General features: G+C 67.9%; 13 protein-coding genes. 5 read left to right on the forward strand and 8 right to left on the reverse strand.

Going from position 1 to position 15,719, the window contains the following annotated elements; all coding sequences use genetic code 11:
• Window positions 1–17: 17 nt before the first annotated feature.
• On the forward strand, window positions 18–1,442 hold the full coding sequence (locus tag ACTIEY_RS08295; RefSeq protein WP_439518645.1) for a coniferyl aldehyde dehydrogenase: 1,425 nt from the start codon (window positions 18–20) through the stop codon (window positions 1,440–1,442).
• On the opposite strand, the gene ACTIEY_RS08300 is transcribed toward ACTIEY_RS08295, so the two are convergent.
• Together ACTIEY_RS08300 and ACTIEY_RS08305 are read right to left on the reverse strand one after the other, a co-directional pair.
• A complete protein-coding gene (locus ACTIEY_RS08300; protein ID WP_439518646.1) occupies window positions 1,426–1,698 on the reverse strand; it encodes a hypothetical protein in 273 nt (90 codons plus the stop codon). The two genes, ACTIEY_RS08295 and ACTIEY_RS08300, sit on opposite strands and share 17 nt — an antisense overlap.
• A gap of 485 nt (window positions 1,699–2,183) precedes the next feature.
• Window positions 2,184–3,011 (reverse strand): AraC family transcriptional regulator, encoded by an 828-nt coding sequence (locus ACTIEY_RS08305; RefSeq protein ID WP_439518647.1) that lies wholly within the window; start codon window positions 3,009–3,011, stop codon window positions 2,184–2,186.
• An 86-nt stretch (window positions 3,012–3,097) separates the two neighbouring features.
• Between ACTIEY_RS08305 and ACTIEY_RS08310 the strand changes: the two genes are divergently transcribed.
• Together ACTIEY_RS08310 and ACTIEY_RS08315 are read left to right on the forward strand one after the other, a co-directional pair.
• Window positions 3,098–4,348, forward strand: coding sequence for an MFS transporter (locus ACTIEY_RS08310; protein ID WP_439518648.1), 1,251 nt, complete (start codon window positions 3,098–3,100; stop codon window positions 4,346–4,348).
• Window positions 4,349–4,512: 164 nt separating this feature from the next.
• A complete protein-coding gene (locus tag ACTIEY_RS08315) occupies window positions 4,513–7,044 on the forward strand; it encodes a DUF1631 family protein (RefSeq protein ID WP_439518649.1) in 2,532 nt (843 codons plus the stop codon).
• A gap of 7 nt (window positions 7,045–7,051) precedes the next feature.
• Here the strand turns inward: ACTIEY_RS08315 and ACTIEY_RS08320 are convergent, their stop codons facing one another.
• Window positions 7,052–8,920: an InlB B-repeat-containing protein gene (locus ACTIEY_RS08320; RefSeq protein ID WP_439518650.1), complete on the reverse strand. Its 1,869-nt coding sequence runs from the start codon at window positions 8,918–8,920 to the stop codon at window positions 7,052–7,054.
• A gap of 220 nt (window positions 8,921–9,140) precedes the next feature.
• Between ACTIEY_RS08320 and ACTIEY_RS08325 the strand changes: the two genes are divergently transcribed.
• The gene (locus ACTIEY_RS08325) at window positions 9,141–9,452 is read left to right on the forward strand and encodes a hypothetical protein (RefSeq protein ID WP_439518651.1); all 312 of its coding nucleotides are present in this window, start codon (window positions 9,141–9,143) and stop codon (window positions 9,450–9,452) included.
• Between the two features lie 5 nt (window positions 9,453–9,457).
• On the opposite strand, the gene ACTIEY_RS08330 is transcribed toward ACTIEY_RS08325, so the two are convergent.
• The gene (locus tag ACTIEY_RS08330; RefSeq protein ID WP_439518652.1) at window positions 9,458–11,245 is read right to left on the reverse strand and encodes an ATP-binding response regulator; all 1,788 of its coding nucleotides are present in this window, start codon (window positions 11,243–11,245) and stop codon (window positions 9,458–9,460) included.
• Window positions 11,246–11,863 carry a LuxR C-terminal-related transcriptional regulator gene (locus ACTIEY_RS08335; RefSeq protein WP_439518653.1) on the reverse strand — a complete coding sequence of 206 codons (618 nt, stop codon included), beginning with the start codon at window positions 11,861–11,863 and terminating at the stop codon, window positions 11,246–11,248.
• 192 nt (window positions 11,864–12,055) lie between these two features.
• Here ACTIEY_RS08335 and ACTIEY_RS08340 point away from each other — a divergent pair, with 192 nt between their 5' ends.
• Window positions 12,056–12,331, forward strand: a complete 276-nt coding sequence (locus ACTIEY_RS08340; RefSeq protein ID WP_439518654.1) for a hypothetical protein — start codon at window positions 12,056–12,058, stop codon at window positions 12,329–12,331.
• 139 nt (window positions 12,332–12,470) lie between these two features.
• Here the strand turns inward: ACTIEY_RS08340 and ACTIEY_RS08345 are convergent, their stop codons facing one another.
• The 3 genes from ACTIEY_RS08345 to ACTIEY_RS08355 are packed head-to-tail and all read right to left on the reverse strand — an operon-like array spanning window position 12,471 to window position 15,701.
• Window positions 12,471–13,349, reverse strand: coding sequence for a sugar phosphate isomerase/epimerase family protein (locus ACTIEY_RS08345; protein WP_439518655.1), 879 nt, complete (start codon window positions 13,347–13,349; stop codon window positions 12,471–12,473).
• Window positions 13,349–14,533 carry a dihydrodipicolinate synthase family protein gene (locus tag ACTIEY_RS08350; RefSeq protein ID WP_439518656.1) on the reverse strand — a complete coding sequence of 395 codons (1,185 nt, stop codon included), beginning with the start codon at window positions 14,531–14,533 and terminating at the stop codon, window positions 13,349–13,351. Before ACTIEY_RS08350 ends, ACTIEY_RS08345 begins: the two co-directional genes overlap by 1 nt.
• Before the next feature lie 4 nt (window positions 14,534–14,537).
• Complete coding sequence (locus tag ACTIEY_RS08355; protein WP_439518657.1) at window positions 14,538–15,701, reverse strand: Gfo/Idh/MocA family protein; 1,164 nt, start codon at window positions 15,699–15,701, stop codon at window positions 14,538–14,540.
• Window positions 15,702–15,719: the final 18 nt, after the last annotated feature.

Consider the following 15,719-nt stretch of genomic DNA (forward strand, 5'->3'; position numbering starts at 1 on the left):
GGCCTATCATGGCCTTCATGACGCAGATACCTCCCACCATTCCCCTGCAGGCACTGTTCGACGCGCAGTACCACGCCAGTCGCGCGCAGATCGACGTGCCGCTGACGCTGAGGCGCGACCGGCTGGGGCGCCTGCGTTCGTTGATCGAAACGCATGCCGCTGCCTTGTCCGAGGCGATCGAAGCGGACTTTGGCGTGCGTTCTCGTCAGCTCACCGAGGCGGCCGACCTCTTCGTGCTGCGCGCCGCCATCGGGCAACTTCACAAGGAGCTGCCGCGCTGGATGAAGTCCCGGCGCGTGGCCACGCCCCTGTACCTGCTGCCCGCCCGTGGCCACATCCAGCGCCAGCCGCTGGGCGTCGTGGGCATCATCGGCCCCTGGAACTACCCGCTGCAGCTCAACCTGGGGCCCGCCGCCACGGCGCTCGCCGCCGGCAACCGGGTGATGCTCAAACCCAGCGAGCTCACGCCGCACACGTCGGCGCTGATGGCCTCGCTGGTGCAGCAGGACTTTGCCGCCGAAGAGTTCAGCGTGGTGCTGGGCGGTGCCGACGTGGCTCAGGCTTTTTCGGCCTTGCCTTTCGATCACCTGTTCTTCACCGGTTCCACGTCGGTCGGGCGCATGGTGGCGGCCGCCGCCGCCGCCAACCTCACGCCCACCACGCTCGAACTCGGCGGCAAGTCGCCGTGTGTCATTGATGCATCCTGCGACCTGACCGACGCGGCCATCAAGATCGCCCACGGCAAGCTGCTCAACGCCGGCCAGACCTGCATCGCACCCGACTACGTGCTGCTGCCGCGCGGCCAGGAGGCCGCGTTCCAGCAGGCCTACGCTGCGGCGGTGGCCAGGCTGTTCCCCACCATCGCCGGAAACCCCGACTACGCTGCCATCGTGAGCGATCGCCACCTCGCGCGACTGGAGGCCGTGCTTGACGAAGCGCGCGAGCAGGGTGCGAGAGTGGTCGACGTGGCGCCGATGGCTGCTGGATCCAGCGCGCCCGGGCGCCAGATGAACCCCACCCTGGTGTTCAACCCCGCGCCGGAACTTCGTTTGATGAAGGAAGAACTCTTCGGTCCCATCCTGCCCGTGCTGCCCTACGACACGCTGGACGAAGCGATCGCCTTCATCAACGCGCGTCCACGCCCGCTGGCGCAGTACTGGTTCGGCACCGACACCGTCGCGCGCGACCGCCTGCTGCGCAACACGGTGAGCGGGGGCGTGACCGTGAACGACACCCTCATGCACGTCGCCCACGAAGGCCTGCCGTTTGGCGGCGTGGGCGAAAGCGGCTGGGGTTCGTACCACGGCGAATCCGGCTTTCTGCGTTTCACGCAGCAAAAGCCGGTGCTGGTGCAGTCGCGCTGGGCCATGGGACAGCTGTTCTACCCGCCCTATGGCCAGGCTTTTGACCGCGTGATGGGCTTGCTCAGACGCTGGCTCTGAGCCGGCCGGTGGCGCTTTCCTCGTCGTCCACCTCCGCGCTGGCGAGGTGCGCCGAAGCGCTCAGCAGAAGACCACGCTGCTGAAGCTGGATCGCCAGCTCAGCCACGTCCTCGCCCAGCAACAGAGACAACTCCTGCACGCTGCGCCGGCCATTGGCCATGAGCAGCAGGGTGTGCGCGCGCCGGCCCACCAGATCTGGGCGCGCCAGCGCTTCCCAGGCCTGGGGGGTCTTGGCGAAACGGTGGAGGGTGCTCATGCGGGTCATTCCAGCTTGCATGTTGTCTCATGGGTGTGACAGGCCTTTGACGGCCCCTTCGCAGAAGCAAGGGGTGTGCCTGGCAACACCCCGGCGGAATGGGCAATTCGTGTTCCGCAACGGCTGTTCCATCGTGTCGAGGGGTTGGACGGGGCTGCCGCCGCACGACCGGAACCGATGCCTCTAAGGTGCCGCTTCTTCCAGAAACGTCGTTTGAAGAAAGGAGCTCGCTTGATCCAGTCCGATTCACCCCAGCCCACCACCGCAGAGAGCCCGGCTGCTGCGCCTGCCAGCGTTCCCCCTCTCAACTTCCAGGAGGTGCTGGCGCGTCAGTCGCCGCCGCCCGACAGCGCGCGCACCTCCGACAGCGGAGTGACCTCCAGAATGGACACTGCGCGCACCAGCGACAGCGGTGCCTCTCCCCGATGGGAATCTCCCCGCACGAACGACAGCGGGCGCTCTCCCCGCGGCCGGTCGCCCAGCCCCTAGCCCTGCACCTGTGCGCTCCACCGCGTCGGTGGGTGCCCCATGGCGGCCTTGAACATCGCGCTGAACGCGCTGTCACTGGCATAACCCGTGGCGGCCGCCACCTGGCCGATGGGCACGCCACGCGCCAGCAAGGGCAGGGCGTGTGCAATCACTGCCTGCTGTCGCCAACGCTGGTAGGTGGTGCCCAGCTCGTCCCGGAACAACCGCGCCACCGTGCGCTCGCTCGCGCCGGTGTCGGCCGCCCACTCGGCCAGCGTGGCCCGCTCGCCGGGTGCGTGCAGCACCGCTTCGCACAGGGCACGCAGGCGCTTGTCGCGCGGCAGCGGCACTCCCAGGGGTTGGGTGTCGGCGTGGGCCAGTTCGTCCAGCACCAGATTGGCCAGCAGGCGGTCGCGGGCGGGTTCGGCGGCGCGGCGGGTGGCCGCGTCCATGGCCTGGATCAGTTCGCGCAGCAGGGGCGACACCACGATCATGCGGCAATCGTTCCAGCCCCTGGGCGTTGCGCCGCCGTGGATGTAGAGCGTGCGCAGCTCGGCGGCCTCACGCACCGTGACGGCGTGTCGCATGCCCGGTGCGATCCACACCGCGCGTGAGGGCGGCACGATGTAGGTGACCGCCTGCAGCCCGGGATCGTCTGGCACCGCCATCACTTGCACGATGCCGGTGGCGCAATAGGCCAGCTGGCCCCAGGGGTGGCTGTGAGGTTCGAAGTGGGTGTCGGCGCTCAGGGCGCGGGAACGCACGCGCACCGGCCGCGCGGCATCGGGCGTGAACGGATCGAAGTCGTCCATCCGGGCGGGATGCAGGCGGCGAGAAGCAGGCATGGGTCGCAGAATGGGTTGGCAGGTATTCGTGGAAAGCTGTCAGATCGTCGCGATTCGGCACAGGCGCTTGAGTCTACGATCGGCCCATGAATTCCTCAAGCACCGCCCATCCCTTGCCCCCGGTGGCCTTCCGGCAGGACGCCAGCCTGATCGGCCTAGTGGGCCTGGCCCACCTGATCAGTCACTTCAGCCAGTTGCTGCTGGCTCCGCTGTTTCCCTGGCTGAAGGACGCGTTCAACGCCAGCTACGCCGAACTGGGCTTCCTGATGACGGTGTTCTTCGTCACGTCCTGCGCGGTGCAGGCCACCTCCGGCTTCGTGGTGGACCGTTTCGGCCCGCGCCCCGTGCTGTTTGCCGGGCTCACGCTGCTGGGCATCGCGGCCTTTGGCTACGCGGCCAGCACCAGCTACTGGATGCTGGCGTTCTTCGCCGTGGTCGCGGGCGTGGGCAATGGCGTGTTCCACCCGGTGGACTACACCCTGCTCAATCGCAAGGTGAGTGCGCCTCGCCTGGGCCATGCCTACAGCGTGCACGGCATCACCGGCAGCCTGGGCTGGGCGCTCGCGCCGGCCATGATGGTGTCCATCGCCTTTGCCTTTTCGTGGCGCGTGGCGCTGGCCAGCGCGGGCGTGCTGGCGTTCGCGGTGCTCGCCGTGCTGTGGTTCCAGCGCGAACGCCTGAGCCTGCCCGCCGCTCCCAGACCGGTATCTGGCGGCAGCGCCCAGCCCACCGAGAACCCCATGGCGTTCATGCAGATTCCGGCCGTGTGGATGTGCTTCGGCTTCTTCTTTTTCTACGCCATGGCACTCAGCGTGGTGCAGGCGTTTGCACCCGTGGCCGCTGGCCAGTTGCACGGCGTACCGCTGGCGCTGGTGGCGGTGTGCCTCACCACCTACATGCTGTGCGCGGCCGGTGGCATGGTGCTGGGCGGGTTCCTGGCTTCGGACCCGGCCCGGTGCGAGCGCGTGGTGGGCGTGGGCTTCGGGCTGGCGGCGGGAGTGGCCCTTGTGCTGGCATTGGGCGATGTGCCGGCCGCTGCGGTGCCGGTGCTCTTCGGCGCCATGGGCTTCACCTCCGGCATTGCGGGGCCTTCGCGCGATCTGCTGGTGAAGAAATCCACCCCCGAGAACGCCACCGGCCGCGTGTATGGCGTGGTCTATTCGGGGCTGGACATCGGACAGGCGATTGCGCCCCTGATCTTTGGTGTGCTGATGGACCAAGGCCAGTTCCGCGGCGTGCTGCTTGGCCTGGCGCTGGTGCAGCTGGTGCTGATCGCCAGTGCGTTCAACGTGCGGCGTGTGCGGCGCACCGTGGTGGTGCCGGTCGCCAGCACCTGAAGTCTTTTTTCTGCATATCGAAGGGGCCGTCCGCGCAGCGGTGGCTGCCATGCGACCTCCGGTGGAGGCGGCACTCCAGATGGTCATGCCGGTTGCCGATGCAACAGGTATAACAACGCCTTGCCCTTTCCCCATCCCGCGGCAGACCACCGCAGACCGAGTCCATGACGGTGCCCTCCCGATTGCTGCAGCAGTGCTTCCAGGAAGCTCGCAACAGTGCTTCAGACCTGATTGCGCGCTGCATTGACGCGGCCATCGCCAGCCTGCAGGCGGCCGAGAAGGCGTCGAAGGACGTGAAGCAGCGCGACCGGCTGGCCCTGGCCTGGTGGGGGTTGCTGCAGAACAAGATCCACTGGGGCTCCTCTTTCCCGCAGCACCTTCACGAAGCCATCGAGGCTGCCCCTGAAGTGCAGACCTCTCGCCCGGCGCTGCTGGGCGAGTCCTCGCTGCTTTCGCTGGTGGAGGAAGAGGCCGTCAACGAATCGCTTGAATCGGCCCGTCTGGTGCACAGCCTGTTGCCGGCGGTGGAGCAGCAGCTTACCGTGCTCGATGCACTCATGAGCTCGGTGCTGAACCTGCCCACGGTGCAGCCGGAGCGCAATCCCATGCGTCCCTCGGTCTTTGTCCGGGCCCTGCGCGAGACCATGGCCATCGTCGAGCAGGACCCGCAGATGCGGGGCTTGTGGCTGCGCCACATGGGCGAGCCCCTGGGACGTGAACTGCAGAAACTTTACGAGCGGGTTTCCCTGATCCTGCAACGCGCCAACGTCCGGGAGGCCGGCTACCGAGTGCGGCTGGCCACCGAGGGCGGGCAGTCCACGCGGTCGGGTGGCCTGTCCACGCGCTCGGGCGGGCTCTCCAGCCGTGTGGGCGAACTCGGCGCGACGTCGGGTGGCTCGGGCGCCAGCCACTGGCACGACATCAATGGTCCGGTGAGTCTGCCCAGCCGGCCTTCCTGGGCCATGGCCGACAGCCTGCCGCCCATGCCCGAGCTGGCTCGACTGAACACCCATGTCGACCACGAGGTGTTCCACGAATTCCTGAGCCAGGGCGGCAGCCACTACGACCAGCCGCTCACGCACGACTACTACGATCAGGTGAGCGAAGAGCTCGCCGCCATCGAAGCGTTCGCTGCGATTCCGGTTCTCGACGAATCGATGATCCTGGAGCAGAGCACCCGCTACCGCGACCTGCCGGTGGTGGACCGGCCGGCGCGCGAGGTGGGCACGGCCAGCCAGCTCAGCCGCAAGGCCTGGGGGGAATTTGCCGCCGCCCACGAGCGCGCACGCGTGCTCATGCACCTCAAGCAGAAGGCGCAGCGGGTGGCGCAGGCGGTGGGCCTGGACCTGGTGCGCACGCTCGTTGCCCAGGTGGCCAGCGATCCCCTGCTGCTCGCGCCGGTGCGCGAAGCCGTGGTGGCGCTGGAGCCCGCGTTGCTGCGACTGGCGCTCGGCAACCCGCGCTTTTTCAATGAAGACAACCACCCGGGTCGTCGCCTGCTCGAAGGCGTGGCGCAGCGCAGCTTCAAGTACAACGACGAATTCTCGAGCGAGTTCGAGGCGTTCTTCCTGCCAGTGCAGAAGGCCTTCAACGACCTCAACGCCAATGGCAGCAGCGAGCCCGAGCCGTTTGCGCAGGTGCACAGCCGCCTCAAGGCGATCTGGGAAGAGGAAGACCGCCAGGAACTGCTGGTGCAGGACCCGGGGCTGCAGTCCATCCGCTACGCCGAGGAACGCCAGGCCCTGGCCGACCAGATCGCGTGGGACCTCAGCCAGCGCCCGGATGTCGACAACGCCCCCGGCGTGATCCTCGACTTTCTCTATGGTCCCTGGGCGCTCGTGATCGCTTCTGCCCAGCTCAACGACACCGCGTCGCAGGCGGACCCGGGTGGTTACCGCAAGACGGTGTCCAACCTGCTCTGGAGCGTGAAGAAAGAGGTCACGCTCAAACGGCCCAAGGAACTCTTCGCCATCATTCCCGGCATGCTGGCAAAGCTGCATGCGGGCCTGGAAATGCTGGGCAAGACGCGCGAGGAAACCAAGCCCTTCTTCGATGCATTGATGCGCCTGCACCAGCCCGTGCTGGGCCTGCGCCGTGCGCGCATCCGCAACGACGCCAACAACTCCGATCCGGTACCACTGGAGGCGGCGGCCCCGGAGATTCCGAGCTCCATGTCCATGGAACTCGACGAAACCCTCCCTGCCACGGCGGAGCAGCGCAAGCCCCGGCCCAAAGCGCAGCCGTGGCTGGGCCAGCGCGAGCTGGAAGCCGCCGGTTTCGAGGACACGCTGCCCACCGACTACGGCGAACTGGTGGAACCCGCCCGCGCCGTGCCGACCGACAGCGGGATCGATGCGGATGCAGAGGTGATCGGTCTGAGCGAAGAAGAGAGCATCGACGTCAACGCGGCGGCCATCCTGTCGGGTCTGCGCGAGGGCGACTGGGTCGACCTGTTCTCGCGCCGCGAATGGCTGCGTGCCCAGCTGATCTGGGCCAGCAGCAAAGGCACGCTGTTCATGTTCGTCAGCCGGGGCGGTCGTCCGCACTCGATGACCAAGCGCAGCTGCGAACGCCTGATCGCCAACCGGCTGCTGCGGCCGATCGACGCGCAGGGCGTGGTGAAGAAGGCGCTCAAGGCCATGCAGAAGCCGGACGCCGCGTCGCCGTCGCGTCCGGCGGAATCTGCCGCGGCCTGAGCAACGATCACCGTCCCGAGTTCCAGCGACGCAGCACGATCTGCGTGCCCGTGTCGGGGAAGAACTGGCCCCACCCCAGCACCGCGTTGCCGCTCGCGTTCATGGCCAGCGCCGGGTTGTAGGAAGGGTCGGGGTAGGGCTCCACCACTTCCGCTGCAGACCAGCCCGAACCCGGCGTGAGGCGTGAAACAGTCACGTTGCTGCCCACCGGCTCCACCCAGGCCACCATGGCGCCGCCCGCGTCGTCCATGCCGATGACGGGCAGGCTGTCCCACGGTCCGCTGCCCGCGTTGCGCAGCGTGGCGGGGCTGCCGAAAGCCACGGCCTGAGGCGCAGCACTGGCGGCGCGCAGCGAGTTGTCCACGTCGCCCCAGGCCACCACGGCCGCGCCACCGGCGTTCATGTGCAGCACGGGCGTGCTCACGAAGCCTTGAGTGTTGGGGACCGCCGTTGCCACGGTGCTCACGCCGCTCTGCCAGCTGCCCCCGGTGAAGCGCTTGAACCAGATCGCGTTGTTGCCCGCGCCGCCCGAGATGTCGAGCTGACCCCAGACCAGCAGGCCGTTGCCGCTGGTGTCCAGTGCAAGGTCGTGCCGGCCGATCGTCTGGCTGGCGCCCGCATCGGCCACGATCTGGCTCGCTGTTCCCCAGCCGGCGCCGAGCGTGAATCGGTTCCCCCACAGGTCGCCGCCGCCCCCCGAGCGCTTCCACACTGCCACCGCATCGCCGGTGGGCGTGACGGCCACGATGGGATCTCCATCCACGCTGCCCACGACCTCGTTGGTCTCGATCAGCAGCGGCGAGCTCCAGCCACCGCCGGGCGAGTACCGGTTGGCGTAGATGCTGAAGCGCGTCGCCGGTCCGATCTGCGACCAGACCGCCACCGCGTTCCCATTCCCGTCCACGCCCACGCTGCTCACGCCCACCTGGCCGGTGCTGCTCTCCACCAGCGCGGCGCTGCCCCAGCCGGTCACTGGATCCAGGGGCCGCGAGTGCAGGTCCACGGTGGGCCCGGTCTGGATCCACACCAGCATGCCCCGGCCCGTGGTCGCGTCCACCGACAGCCGCAACTCGCTCACATTGCCGGCGTTGGATTCGAGCCGCTCCGGCGTGGACCATGCGCCTCCTGCGGCCGCCCGGCTGCTCCACACGTGGTGCTGGGTGGTTCCCGCGTCCAGCTGGCGCCACACCGCAGTGGCGCGCCCGGCGTCGTCGATGGCGACCACCGGTGTGGCTGCACCAGCGCCGGCCAGGCGCACGAGCTCGCCCCAGCTTCCTTGCGTGGGCGCCGCGCGGAATGCAGCGGCCACGGCCCGCGCCGCGCTCATCGTGACGTCGCAGCTGAGCGCCTGGCCGCGGCAGGCGCCGCTCCAGCCATCGAACACCTGGCCCGACGCCGGTGTGGCGGTGAGTGTGACCAGCGTGCCTGCTGCGTACTGCGCTTCGCAGGTGCTGCCGCAGTCGATGCCGGCGGGCGAGGACGTCACGCCGCCATTGCCCGTGCGCGAAACCGACAGGCCGAACCGGGTGGCATTGGTGGGCGCGAAGGTGGCGGTGGTCGAGCGCGCCTGGTCCATCGTCACGGTGCAGGTGAGCGCGGCGCCGCTGCAGGCGCCGGCCCAGCTGGCCAGTTGCTGGCCCGCCGCTGGCGTTGCGGTGAGCACCACCGTGCTGCCTGTGGCAAACGGAGCACCGCACGCATCGCTGCAGTCGAGCCCCTCCGGCAGCGAGCTCACGGCGCCGCTGCCCACCACGCTCACATCAAGCCGGCTGGTGCCCGGAATTGGCACGTTGCCATCACCGCCGGTGCCTCCACAGGCCGACAACGCGGCCGCCACCAGCACGGACCAGAGTCCGATCGAACCTTGCAATTTCATTCATCTGCTCCTGGGTTGGTCAAGGGGCGGATGCTAGGAACGAAGGGCGTCTGCCTCCATAGCACCATCGGGCAGGGCGACGCGCGCACGCATCACCTGCCCGAAGGTGCTGTTCCGCAGAAGCAGCGTGCTGCCTAGGATGGCCTCGCGGCAGTTGCTGTCGCCTGGCGCCCTGGCATCCCGGGGCGTGAGCCACATCCTTTCCATGTCAGGAGATCCCATGCCATCACCCAGACTCTGGGTACCCGCCCTCGCCACCGCACTGTTCGCTGGCGGTTGTGCCTCCATCGCCGTGACCGACGAGGCCATCGTCGATCGCACCGCCTTTGCACTCAACCTGGACAAGGACGCATTCACGGTGAGCAACCGCGTCAACGACGGCACCACCACTCGATATGCCGTGCGCACGAAGACGGGACAGGAGTTCAACTGCTTCGTCGGGGGATCGATCAGCGTTCTCGGGCGATCCGTCTCGGAGGCGGTGTGCAGCCGCAAAGGCGGGCCTCCCGCGCGCAACCCGCTGTTGCGCTGAGGCCTTCAGGCCGCCGGTTGCCCGTGATCCCTGGCAAACACCTGGCCAAGGAACGCGCGCAACTGGACCGGTCGCACGGGCTTGACCATCACCGTGAGACCGGCTTCCTGCGCCAGCCCCAGGTGGGCGCTGCCGGCGTCCCCCGTCACCATCACCGCGGGGACGTCTTCGCCCAGCAGCGCGCGAACTTCCCGCAACGCATCGATGCCGCTGGCGCCATCGGGCAGGCGCAGGTCGACCACGAGCGCGTCGGGCCGGAAACCCGCGCGCAGTTGCGCCAGGCTGGAGGCGGCATCCGGCGCGGCCTGCACCTCGCATCCCCAGGAACGCAGAAGGCCCGCCAGCGCGGTGCGCGAATCCGCGTCGTCCTCGATCACGAGCACGTGGTGGCCCGGCAGCAGCGCGCCGTCGGACGCTCCAGCGACCGGCGCGAGCGCCAGCGCCTCATCCATCGGCACGCGCTGCAACTTCAGCGAGAAGACGCTCCCGTGTCCGGGTGCCGACCTCAGCACCGACACATCCATCGACAGCAGGTCGCTGAGTCGTTTCACGGTGGCCAGTCCCAGGCCCAGCCCCTGGTGGCGGTCCCGCGCCGGGTTGCCCACCTGGTAGAACTCTTCAAAGATGCGCGGCAGGTCCTCGTCGTCGATGCCGATACCGGTGTCCTCCACATCGAGCCAGGCGTGGCCCGCATCGCTCGACAAGGCGCACGAGACGCGCACCGAGCCTTGCTCGGTGTAGCGGATGGCGTTGGAGACCAGGTTGCTCAGCACGCGGGCCAGCAGGGCGCGGTCGCTGCGCACGGCCATCGGGGGCACGTCGATCTCCAGGCGCAGACCCTTGGCCAGCGCGAGGGGCTCGTGCGGCCGGCAGCATTCGCGGACCAGCTCGTCCAGCGAGAAGGCAGACCACTGCGGCACCACGTTGCCCACGTCCAGCCGGGTGATCTCCAGCAGGTCGTCGATCACTTGCGCCATGCCCTCCACGCATTCGACCAGGTGCGCCGACACCGCAGGCACATCCACCTGTTGGCCCCGTTCCACCAGGGTTTGCGACAGCAGGCGCATGGCGTTCAGCGGCTGACGCAAGTCGTGGTTGGCGGCGGCAAAGAAGCGGGTGCGTGAGGCGTTCGCCGCTTCAGCGGCGTTGCGCGCGGCCTCGCTGCGTTCGTTTTCCCGCTGCAGCGCAAGAATCAATTCCTCGTTTCGCTGGCGCTGCACGTGGATCTCTCGCAGGGCCACCGTCTGGTTGCGCCCGCTCACCAGGGCGTAGATGCCGATGAGGAACACCAGGAACGCCAGCAGCGCATGATGTGCGCTGCCCGTCCACAGGTCGCGCAGGATCAAGGGGCCCAGCACCAGACCCACGTGGGCGATGAGCGTGAGACGAAAACCGGGCAGGCGCACCACGCCCCCCATGGCGATGGCCACCAGCGTGATGTGCAGGACCGATTCCGCCTGCGGGCTGCCGGGCGTGAGCAGCACCACGCTCAGCAGCCCCCATTGCGCGGCATGCAGCAGCGTGCTGGCCAGCCACCAGCGAATGAGGGTCATGGAACGTGGCGTCCGGTACACCAGCAGGGCGGTGATGAGCCGCAGCGTGGCGATCGCACAGAAAGTGCCCAGCCACCAGTCCAGGCCCGAGCCGGGGTGATCGTCGACGTACTGGAAGTAGCAGATCAACGCGCCCAGCGTGCTCAGCGTCCAGGCCACCGGCGTGGTGCGCACGAGCCGGTCGATCTGGTCGACCTCCAGCGCGGTCGGCGTGGGGGTGCTGCGCGGGCTGTCGTCCATTCAGACCAGGCCCGAATCGCGCGCCAGCACCAGCAGGTGCGTGCGGTTGCGTGCACCGAGCGCGTCCAGCAGCGCGGTCACGTGCAGTTTCACGGTGCGCTCGGCAATGCCCAGTTCGTGCGCGATCTGCTTGTTCTGCTGGCCCCGCGCGATGAGCAGCAGCACCTCCAGCTGGCGCGCGGTGGGACCCGGCGCGGCGGCTGGCACACCCCGGTCCGCGAAGACGGCGGGCGTGGATGAGGGGAAATGTTCGCCACCGCCGACGATCCTCTCCAGCGCGGCCAGGATGTCGGCAATGGGCAGCGACTTGCCCAGGAAGCCGGCGGCGCCGGCAGTGCGCGCCTGTGCCTGCAGGTGTGGGTCTTCCTGGCCAGAGATCAGCACCCGCGCCACCAGTGGATGGTGCATGCCGAATCGACGCAGTCCGGCCAGACCATCGTCGCCGGCCAGGCGGTAGTCGATCAGCACCACGTCCAGCCCGGACCAGCTGCGCGCGAGTTCGAGCCCCTGTTCCAGATGCAGCACCGCCCTGGCATCGATGCCCGGGCGCAGGTGGGTGAGGGCGTGAACGAACCCGACGCCAAACATCGGGTGGTCATCGATCAGGAGGAGGTTCATGGACGTCCCGATTCTGACCCGGCCCAGCACTTTTGGACACTGCCCCAAGGGGCAGGTGGCGTGCTCCCTGCCCGGTTCGCGTGGTCGAGCGTCAGCATCGTCCTACAGCACGCGCCGCCCTGTACCGACACGCTGGCGCGTGGCGCGCTGGAATCATGCGTCCAACACCCACAACGCCCCGAGGAGCCCAGCATGAACCACATGAACACCCACCTGGCCAACCGCAGAGACGACTCATGGCAGAGCTACTTTTCCCACCTCTGGATCTGGCTGTCGGCCGCTGCGGCTGGCCTGTTGCTGATGTGGTTCGTCTCCGTGCTCAACGACATCACCGAACGCGGCGAGCAGCGTCGGATGCAGCAGCGCACGTCGGGCACCTTCCTGCTGCCCGACGAATTGCAGGCACGCGGCGCTTCGGCGGGCGCCAAGTCGCTCTCTGCAAGCACCGAAAGCGTGGCGCTTCGCTGATTTGGGTTGGCGATGGCATTGAACTGGGTCTTCTCTGCGCTGGCGAGCGCGAACACCAGCAAATCGCTCCTCGTCCACACCTTGCGGTCCACCTTGCTCGGGTGAAGGGTGGTTGGTTGACCTGAATCGGAGTGACCGCTCAGACGGCGCTGCGGTGCCGCTCGATGCAGGTCTTGAGCACCTCATGGCGATCCCGTTTCCACCAGTTTCCGGTGGAAAAGATCTCTACCTCGCTGAAGCCGTCATAGCCCTGGTCTTCGACCCAGCCGCGGATGCGCGGGATGTCGATCACGCCGTCGCCCATCATGCCGCGGTCGTTGAGCAGGTCGGTGGTGGGGGTGAGCCAGTCGCACACGTGGAAGGCCAGCAGTCTTTTCTTTCCAGCGCGCTGGATCTGTGCCTGCAGCTTCGGGTCCCACCACACGTGGTACACGTCCAGCGCCACCCCGAGCGCGCCGCTTTGCGTGGGGTCCAGCAGGTCGCAGAGGTCGAGCGCGTGTTCCAGGGTGTTCACGCACGCGCGGTCTGCCGCGTACATCGGGTGCAGGGGCTCGATGGCCAGGGGCATGCCGTTGGCTTTCGCGTAGCCCAGCAGTTCGCCGATGCCGTCCTGCACCTGCTGGCGTGAGCGTGCGATGTCCTTGTGGGCAGACTTGCCAGCCAGCGCGCCGGGCAGGGCGCCGACCACCAGCACGAGGCACGTCGCGCCGAGTTCGCAGGCCTCGTCCACGGCGCGGTGGTTGTCGTCGTGCGCGGCCTGCAGGCCGGCGGCGTCGGTGGCGGGGAACATGCCGCCGCGGCAATAGCCCGAGAGCTTCAGGCCGTGGGCTTTGACCAGGTCGCTCACGGCCTTGAGGCCGCTGGCCGCCACCTGATCGCGCCAGGGGGAGATGGCCCGGATGCCGAGGCGCGCACAGTCTTCGATGATGTCGGTGAGCGGTTGGTCCTGGCCATGGCTCTTGCGCACCGTGGCCGTGTTGATGGAGAGCCAGCGGTGGTCTTGCGAGAAATCGCGCATCAGTCGACTCCGTGCAGCGCCAGCAGCGTGTTCATGCGCTGCACGGCCAGCTCGGGTTGCTCCAGCAGGTTGGCGGCGTCGGCGAGGCGGAAAAGTTCGGCGAAGTGGGGAAGCGAACGCGTGCTCTGCTGACCACCGACCATGGTGAAGTGGCTCTGATGGCCGTTGAGCCAGGCCATGAAGACCACGCCGGTCTTGTAGAAGCGCGTGGGCGCGGCAAAGATGTGGCGCGACAGCGGCACCGTGGGGCCGAGGATGTCGTGGAACTTCTGCAGGTTGCCCTGCGCCAGTTCGCCCAGCGCGGCGCTGGCGGCGGGCGCGATGGCGTCGAAGATGCCGAGCAGCGCATCGCTCTGGCCATGGGTCACTTCCTTGCCATGGCCATCGCCGGCGATCAGTTCGGCGTAGTTGAAATCGTCGCCGGTGTACATGCGCACGCCAGCCGGCAGGCGCCGGCGCATGGCGATCTCCTTGTCCTTGTCGAGCAGCGAGATCTTGATGCCGTCCACCTTGTCGGGGTGCGCGGCGATCACGGCCAGCGCGGTGTCCATCGCCTGATCGACATCGTTGCTGCCCCAGTAGCCCTTGAGCGCCGGATCGAACATGTCGCCCAGCCAGTGCAGCACCACGGGCTGTTTTGCCTGGCTGAGGATGCGGTCGTACACGCGTTCGTAGTCGGCTGGGCTTCTGGCCACGCGGGCCAGCGCACGGCTGGCCATCACGATCAGCTTTCCGCCGAGTTTCTCGATGGCGGCCATCTGCTCTTCGTAGCCGGCAATGACTTCCTCGACCGTCTTCACCTGCTCCAGCACCAGGTGATCGGTGCCGCAGCCGGAAGCCACGAGCGCACCCGGCACGTCCTTCGCAGCGTCGAGCGAGCGGCGAATGAGTTCCAGCGAGGTCGGCCAGTCCAGGCCCATGCCGCGCTGTGCGGTGTCCATGGCCTCGGCCACACCCAGGCCCAGCGACCACAGCCGCTGGCGGTAGGCGATGGTCGCGTCCCAGTCGACCGCGCATTGCAGCCAGGGGTCGATGGCGGCCAGCGGGTCGGCCACCACGTGCGCGGCGGAATAGGCGATGCGGTTGAACTTCACGCCGGCAGCGGGCTTCACCGGTGTGCTGCCGCGCAGGGTGTAGGCCTCGATCTTCCCGGAGGCGTTGGGGAGTTGGAGTGAGAGGGCCATGGGTTCAGACTTTCAGGGGCTCGACGTCGACCCAGCGGCGCTCTTTCCAGCTTTGCAGCGCCACCTCCACCAGCTGCACGCCCTTGGCGCCTTCGGGCAGCGTCCACTTGTACGGTTCGTTTTCCACCACGTGGCGGATGAAGTGCTCCCACTGGATCTTGAAGCCGTTGTCGTAGACCTGCGTGTCCGGCACGTCCTGCCACTGCTCGGAGAAGTTCATGCTGTTCTTGACGTCGGGGTTCCACACCGGGCGCGGCGTGTTCACGCGGCTCTGCGCCTTGCAGCCGGTCAGCGTGGCCACGGCCGAGCCGTGCGTGCCGTCGACATGGAATGTGACGAGGTCTTCGCGATTGACGCGGGTGACCCAGCTCATGTTGAGTTGCGCGATGACCGGCTCGCCGTTGTGGCCGGTGAGTTCGACGGTGGCATACGCGGCGTCGTCGGCGGTGCAGTCGTACGGCTTGCCCGCCTCGTCCCAGCGCTGGGGGATGTGCGTGGTGCCCAGGCACGAGACCGACTTCACCTCGCCGAACAGGTTGTCCAGCACGTAGCGCCAGTGGCACATCATGTCCAGGATCATGCCGCCGCCGTCTTCCGACCGGTAGTTCCAGCTCGGGCGCTGGATGGGCTGCAGGTCGCCTTCAAACACCCAGTAGCCGAACTCCAGGCGCAGGCTGAGCATGCGGCCAAAAAAGCCGGCGCGGCGCAGCATGTCGAGCTTGCGCAGACCTGGCAGGAACAGCTTGTCCTGCACGGCGCCGTGCTTGAGGCCCGAGGCTTCGGCCAGGCGCGCGATCTCCACCGCTTCATTGAGGTTGGTGGCGATGGGCTTCTCGCAGTACACGTGCTTGCCGGCGCGGATGGCCTTGGCGAGCAGGGTGGGGCGCATCTGCGTGGTGCCCGCGTCGAAGAACACGGTGTCGTCCGGGTTGGCAAGGGCGGCGTCGAGGTCGGTGCCCCAGCGAGCAATGCCGTGGGTCTTGGCCAGGGCTTCCATCTTCTCCGCGTTGCGGCCGATCAGGATCGGGTCGGGCATGACCCTGTCGCCATTCGAGAGCGCTACGCCGCCTTGCGCGCGTATGGCGCAGATGGACCGGATCAGGTGCTGGTTCATGCCCATGCGGCCGGTCACGCCGTGCATGATGAGGCCGAGTTTCTTGGTTGCCATGTGGGATCTCCGTGAAGG

It is taken from the genome of Hydrogenophaga sp. (assembly GCF_051858985.1).
Taxonomy (GTDB): domain Bacteria; phylum Pseudomonadota; class Gammaproteobacteria; order Burkholderiales; family Burkholderiaceae_C; genus Hydrogenophaga.

What these genes read in the sequence shown, in the direction of transcription:
- ACTIEY_RS08330 (WP_439518652.1), bottom strand. Translation starts at nt 11,245, where the DNA reads ATGGACGACAGCCCGCGCAGCACCCCCACGCCGACCGCGCTGGAGGTC.
- ACTIEY_RS08355 (WP_439518657.1), bottom strand. Translation starts at nt 15,701, where the DNA reads ATGGCAACCAAGAAACTCGGCCTCATCATGCACGGCGTGACCGGCCGC.
- ACTIEY_RS08320 (WP_439518650.1), bottom strand. Translation starts at nt 8,920, where the DNA reads ATGAAATTGCAAGGTTCGATCGGACTCTGGTCCGTGCTGGTGGCGGCC.
- ACTIEY_RS08350 (WP_439518656.1), bottom strand. Translation starts at nt 14,533, where the DNA reads ATGGCCCTCTCACTCCAACTCCCCAACGCCTCCGGGAAGATCGAGGCC.
- ACTIEY_RS08340 (WP_439518654.1), top strand. Translation starts at nt 12,056, where the DNA reads ATGAACCACATGAACACCCACCTGGCCAACCGCAGAGACGACTCATGG.
- ACTIEY_RS08310 (WP_439518648.1), top strand. Translation starts at nt 3,098, where the DNA reads ATGAATTCCTCAAGCACCGCCCATCCCTTGCCCCCGGTGGCCTTCCGG.
- ACTIEY_RS08325 (WP_439518651.1), top strand. Translation starts at nt 9,141, where the DNA reads ATGCCATCACCCAGACTCTGGGTACCCGCCCTCGCCACCGCACTGTTC.
- ACTIEY_RS08345 (WP_439518655.1), bottom strand. Translation starts at nt 13,349, where the DNA reads ATGCGCGATTTCTCGCAAGACCACCGCTGGCTCTCCATCAACACGGCC.
- ACTIEY_RS08315 (WP_439518649.1), top strand. Translation starts at nt 4,513, where the DNA reads ATGACGGTGCCCTCCCGATTGCTGCAGCAGTGCTTCCAGGAAGCTCGC.
- ACTIEY_RS08335 (WP_439518653.1), bottom strand. Translation starts at nt 11,863, where the DNA reads ATGAACCTCCTCCTGATCGATGACCACCCGATGTTTGGCGTCGGGTTC.
- ACTIEY_RS08295 (WP_439518645.1), top strand. Translation starts at nt 18, where the DNA reads ATGACGCAGATACCTCCCACCATTCCCCTGCAGGCACTGTTCGACGCG.
- ACTIEY_RS08305 (WP_439518647.1), bottom strand. Translation starts at nt 3,011, where the DNA reads ATGCCTGCTTCTCGCCGCCTGCATCCCGCCCGGATGGACGACTTCGAT.
- ACTIEY_RS08300 (WP_439518646.1), bottom strand. Translation starts at nt 1,698, where the DNA reads ATGAGCACCCTCCACCGTTTCGCCAAGACCCCCCAGGCCTGGGAAGCG.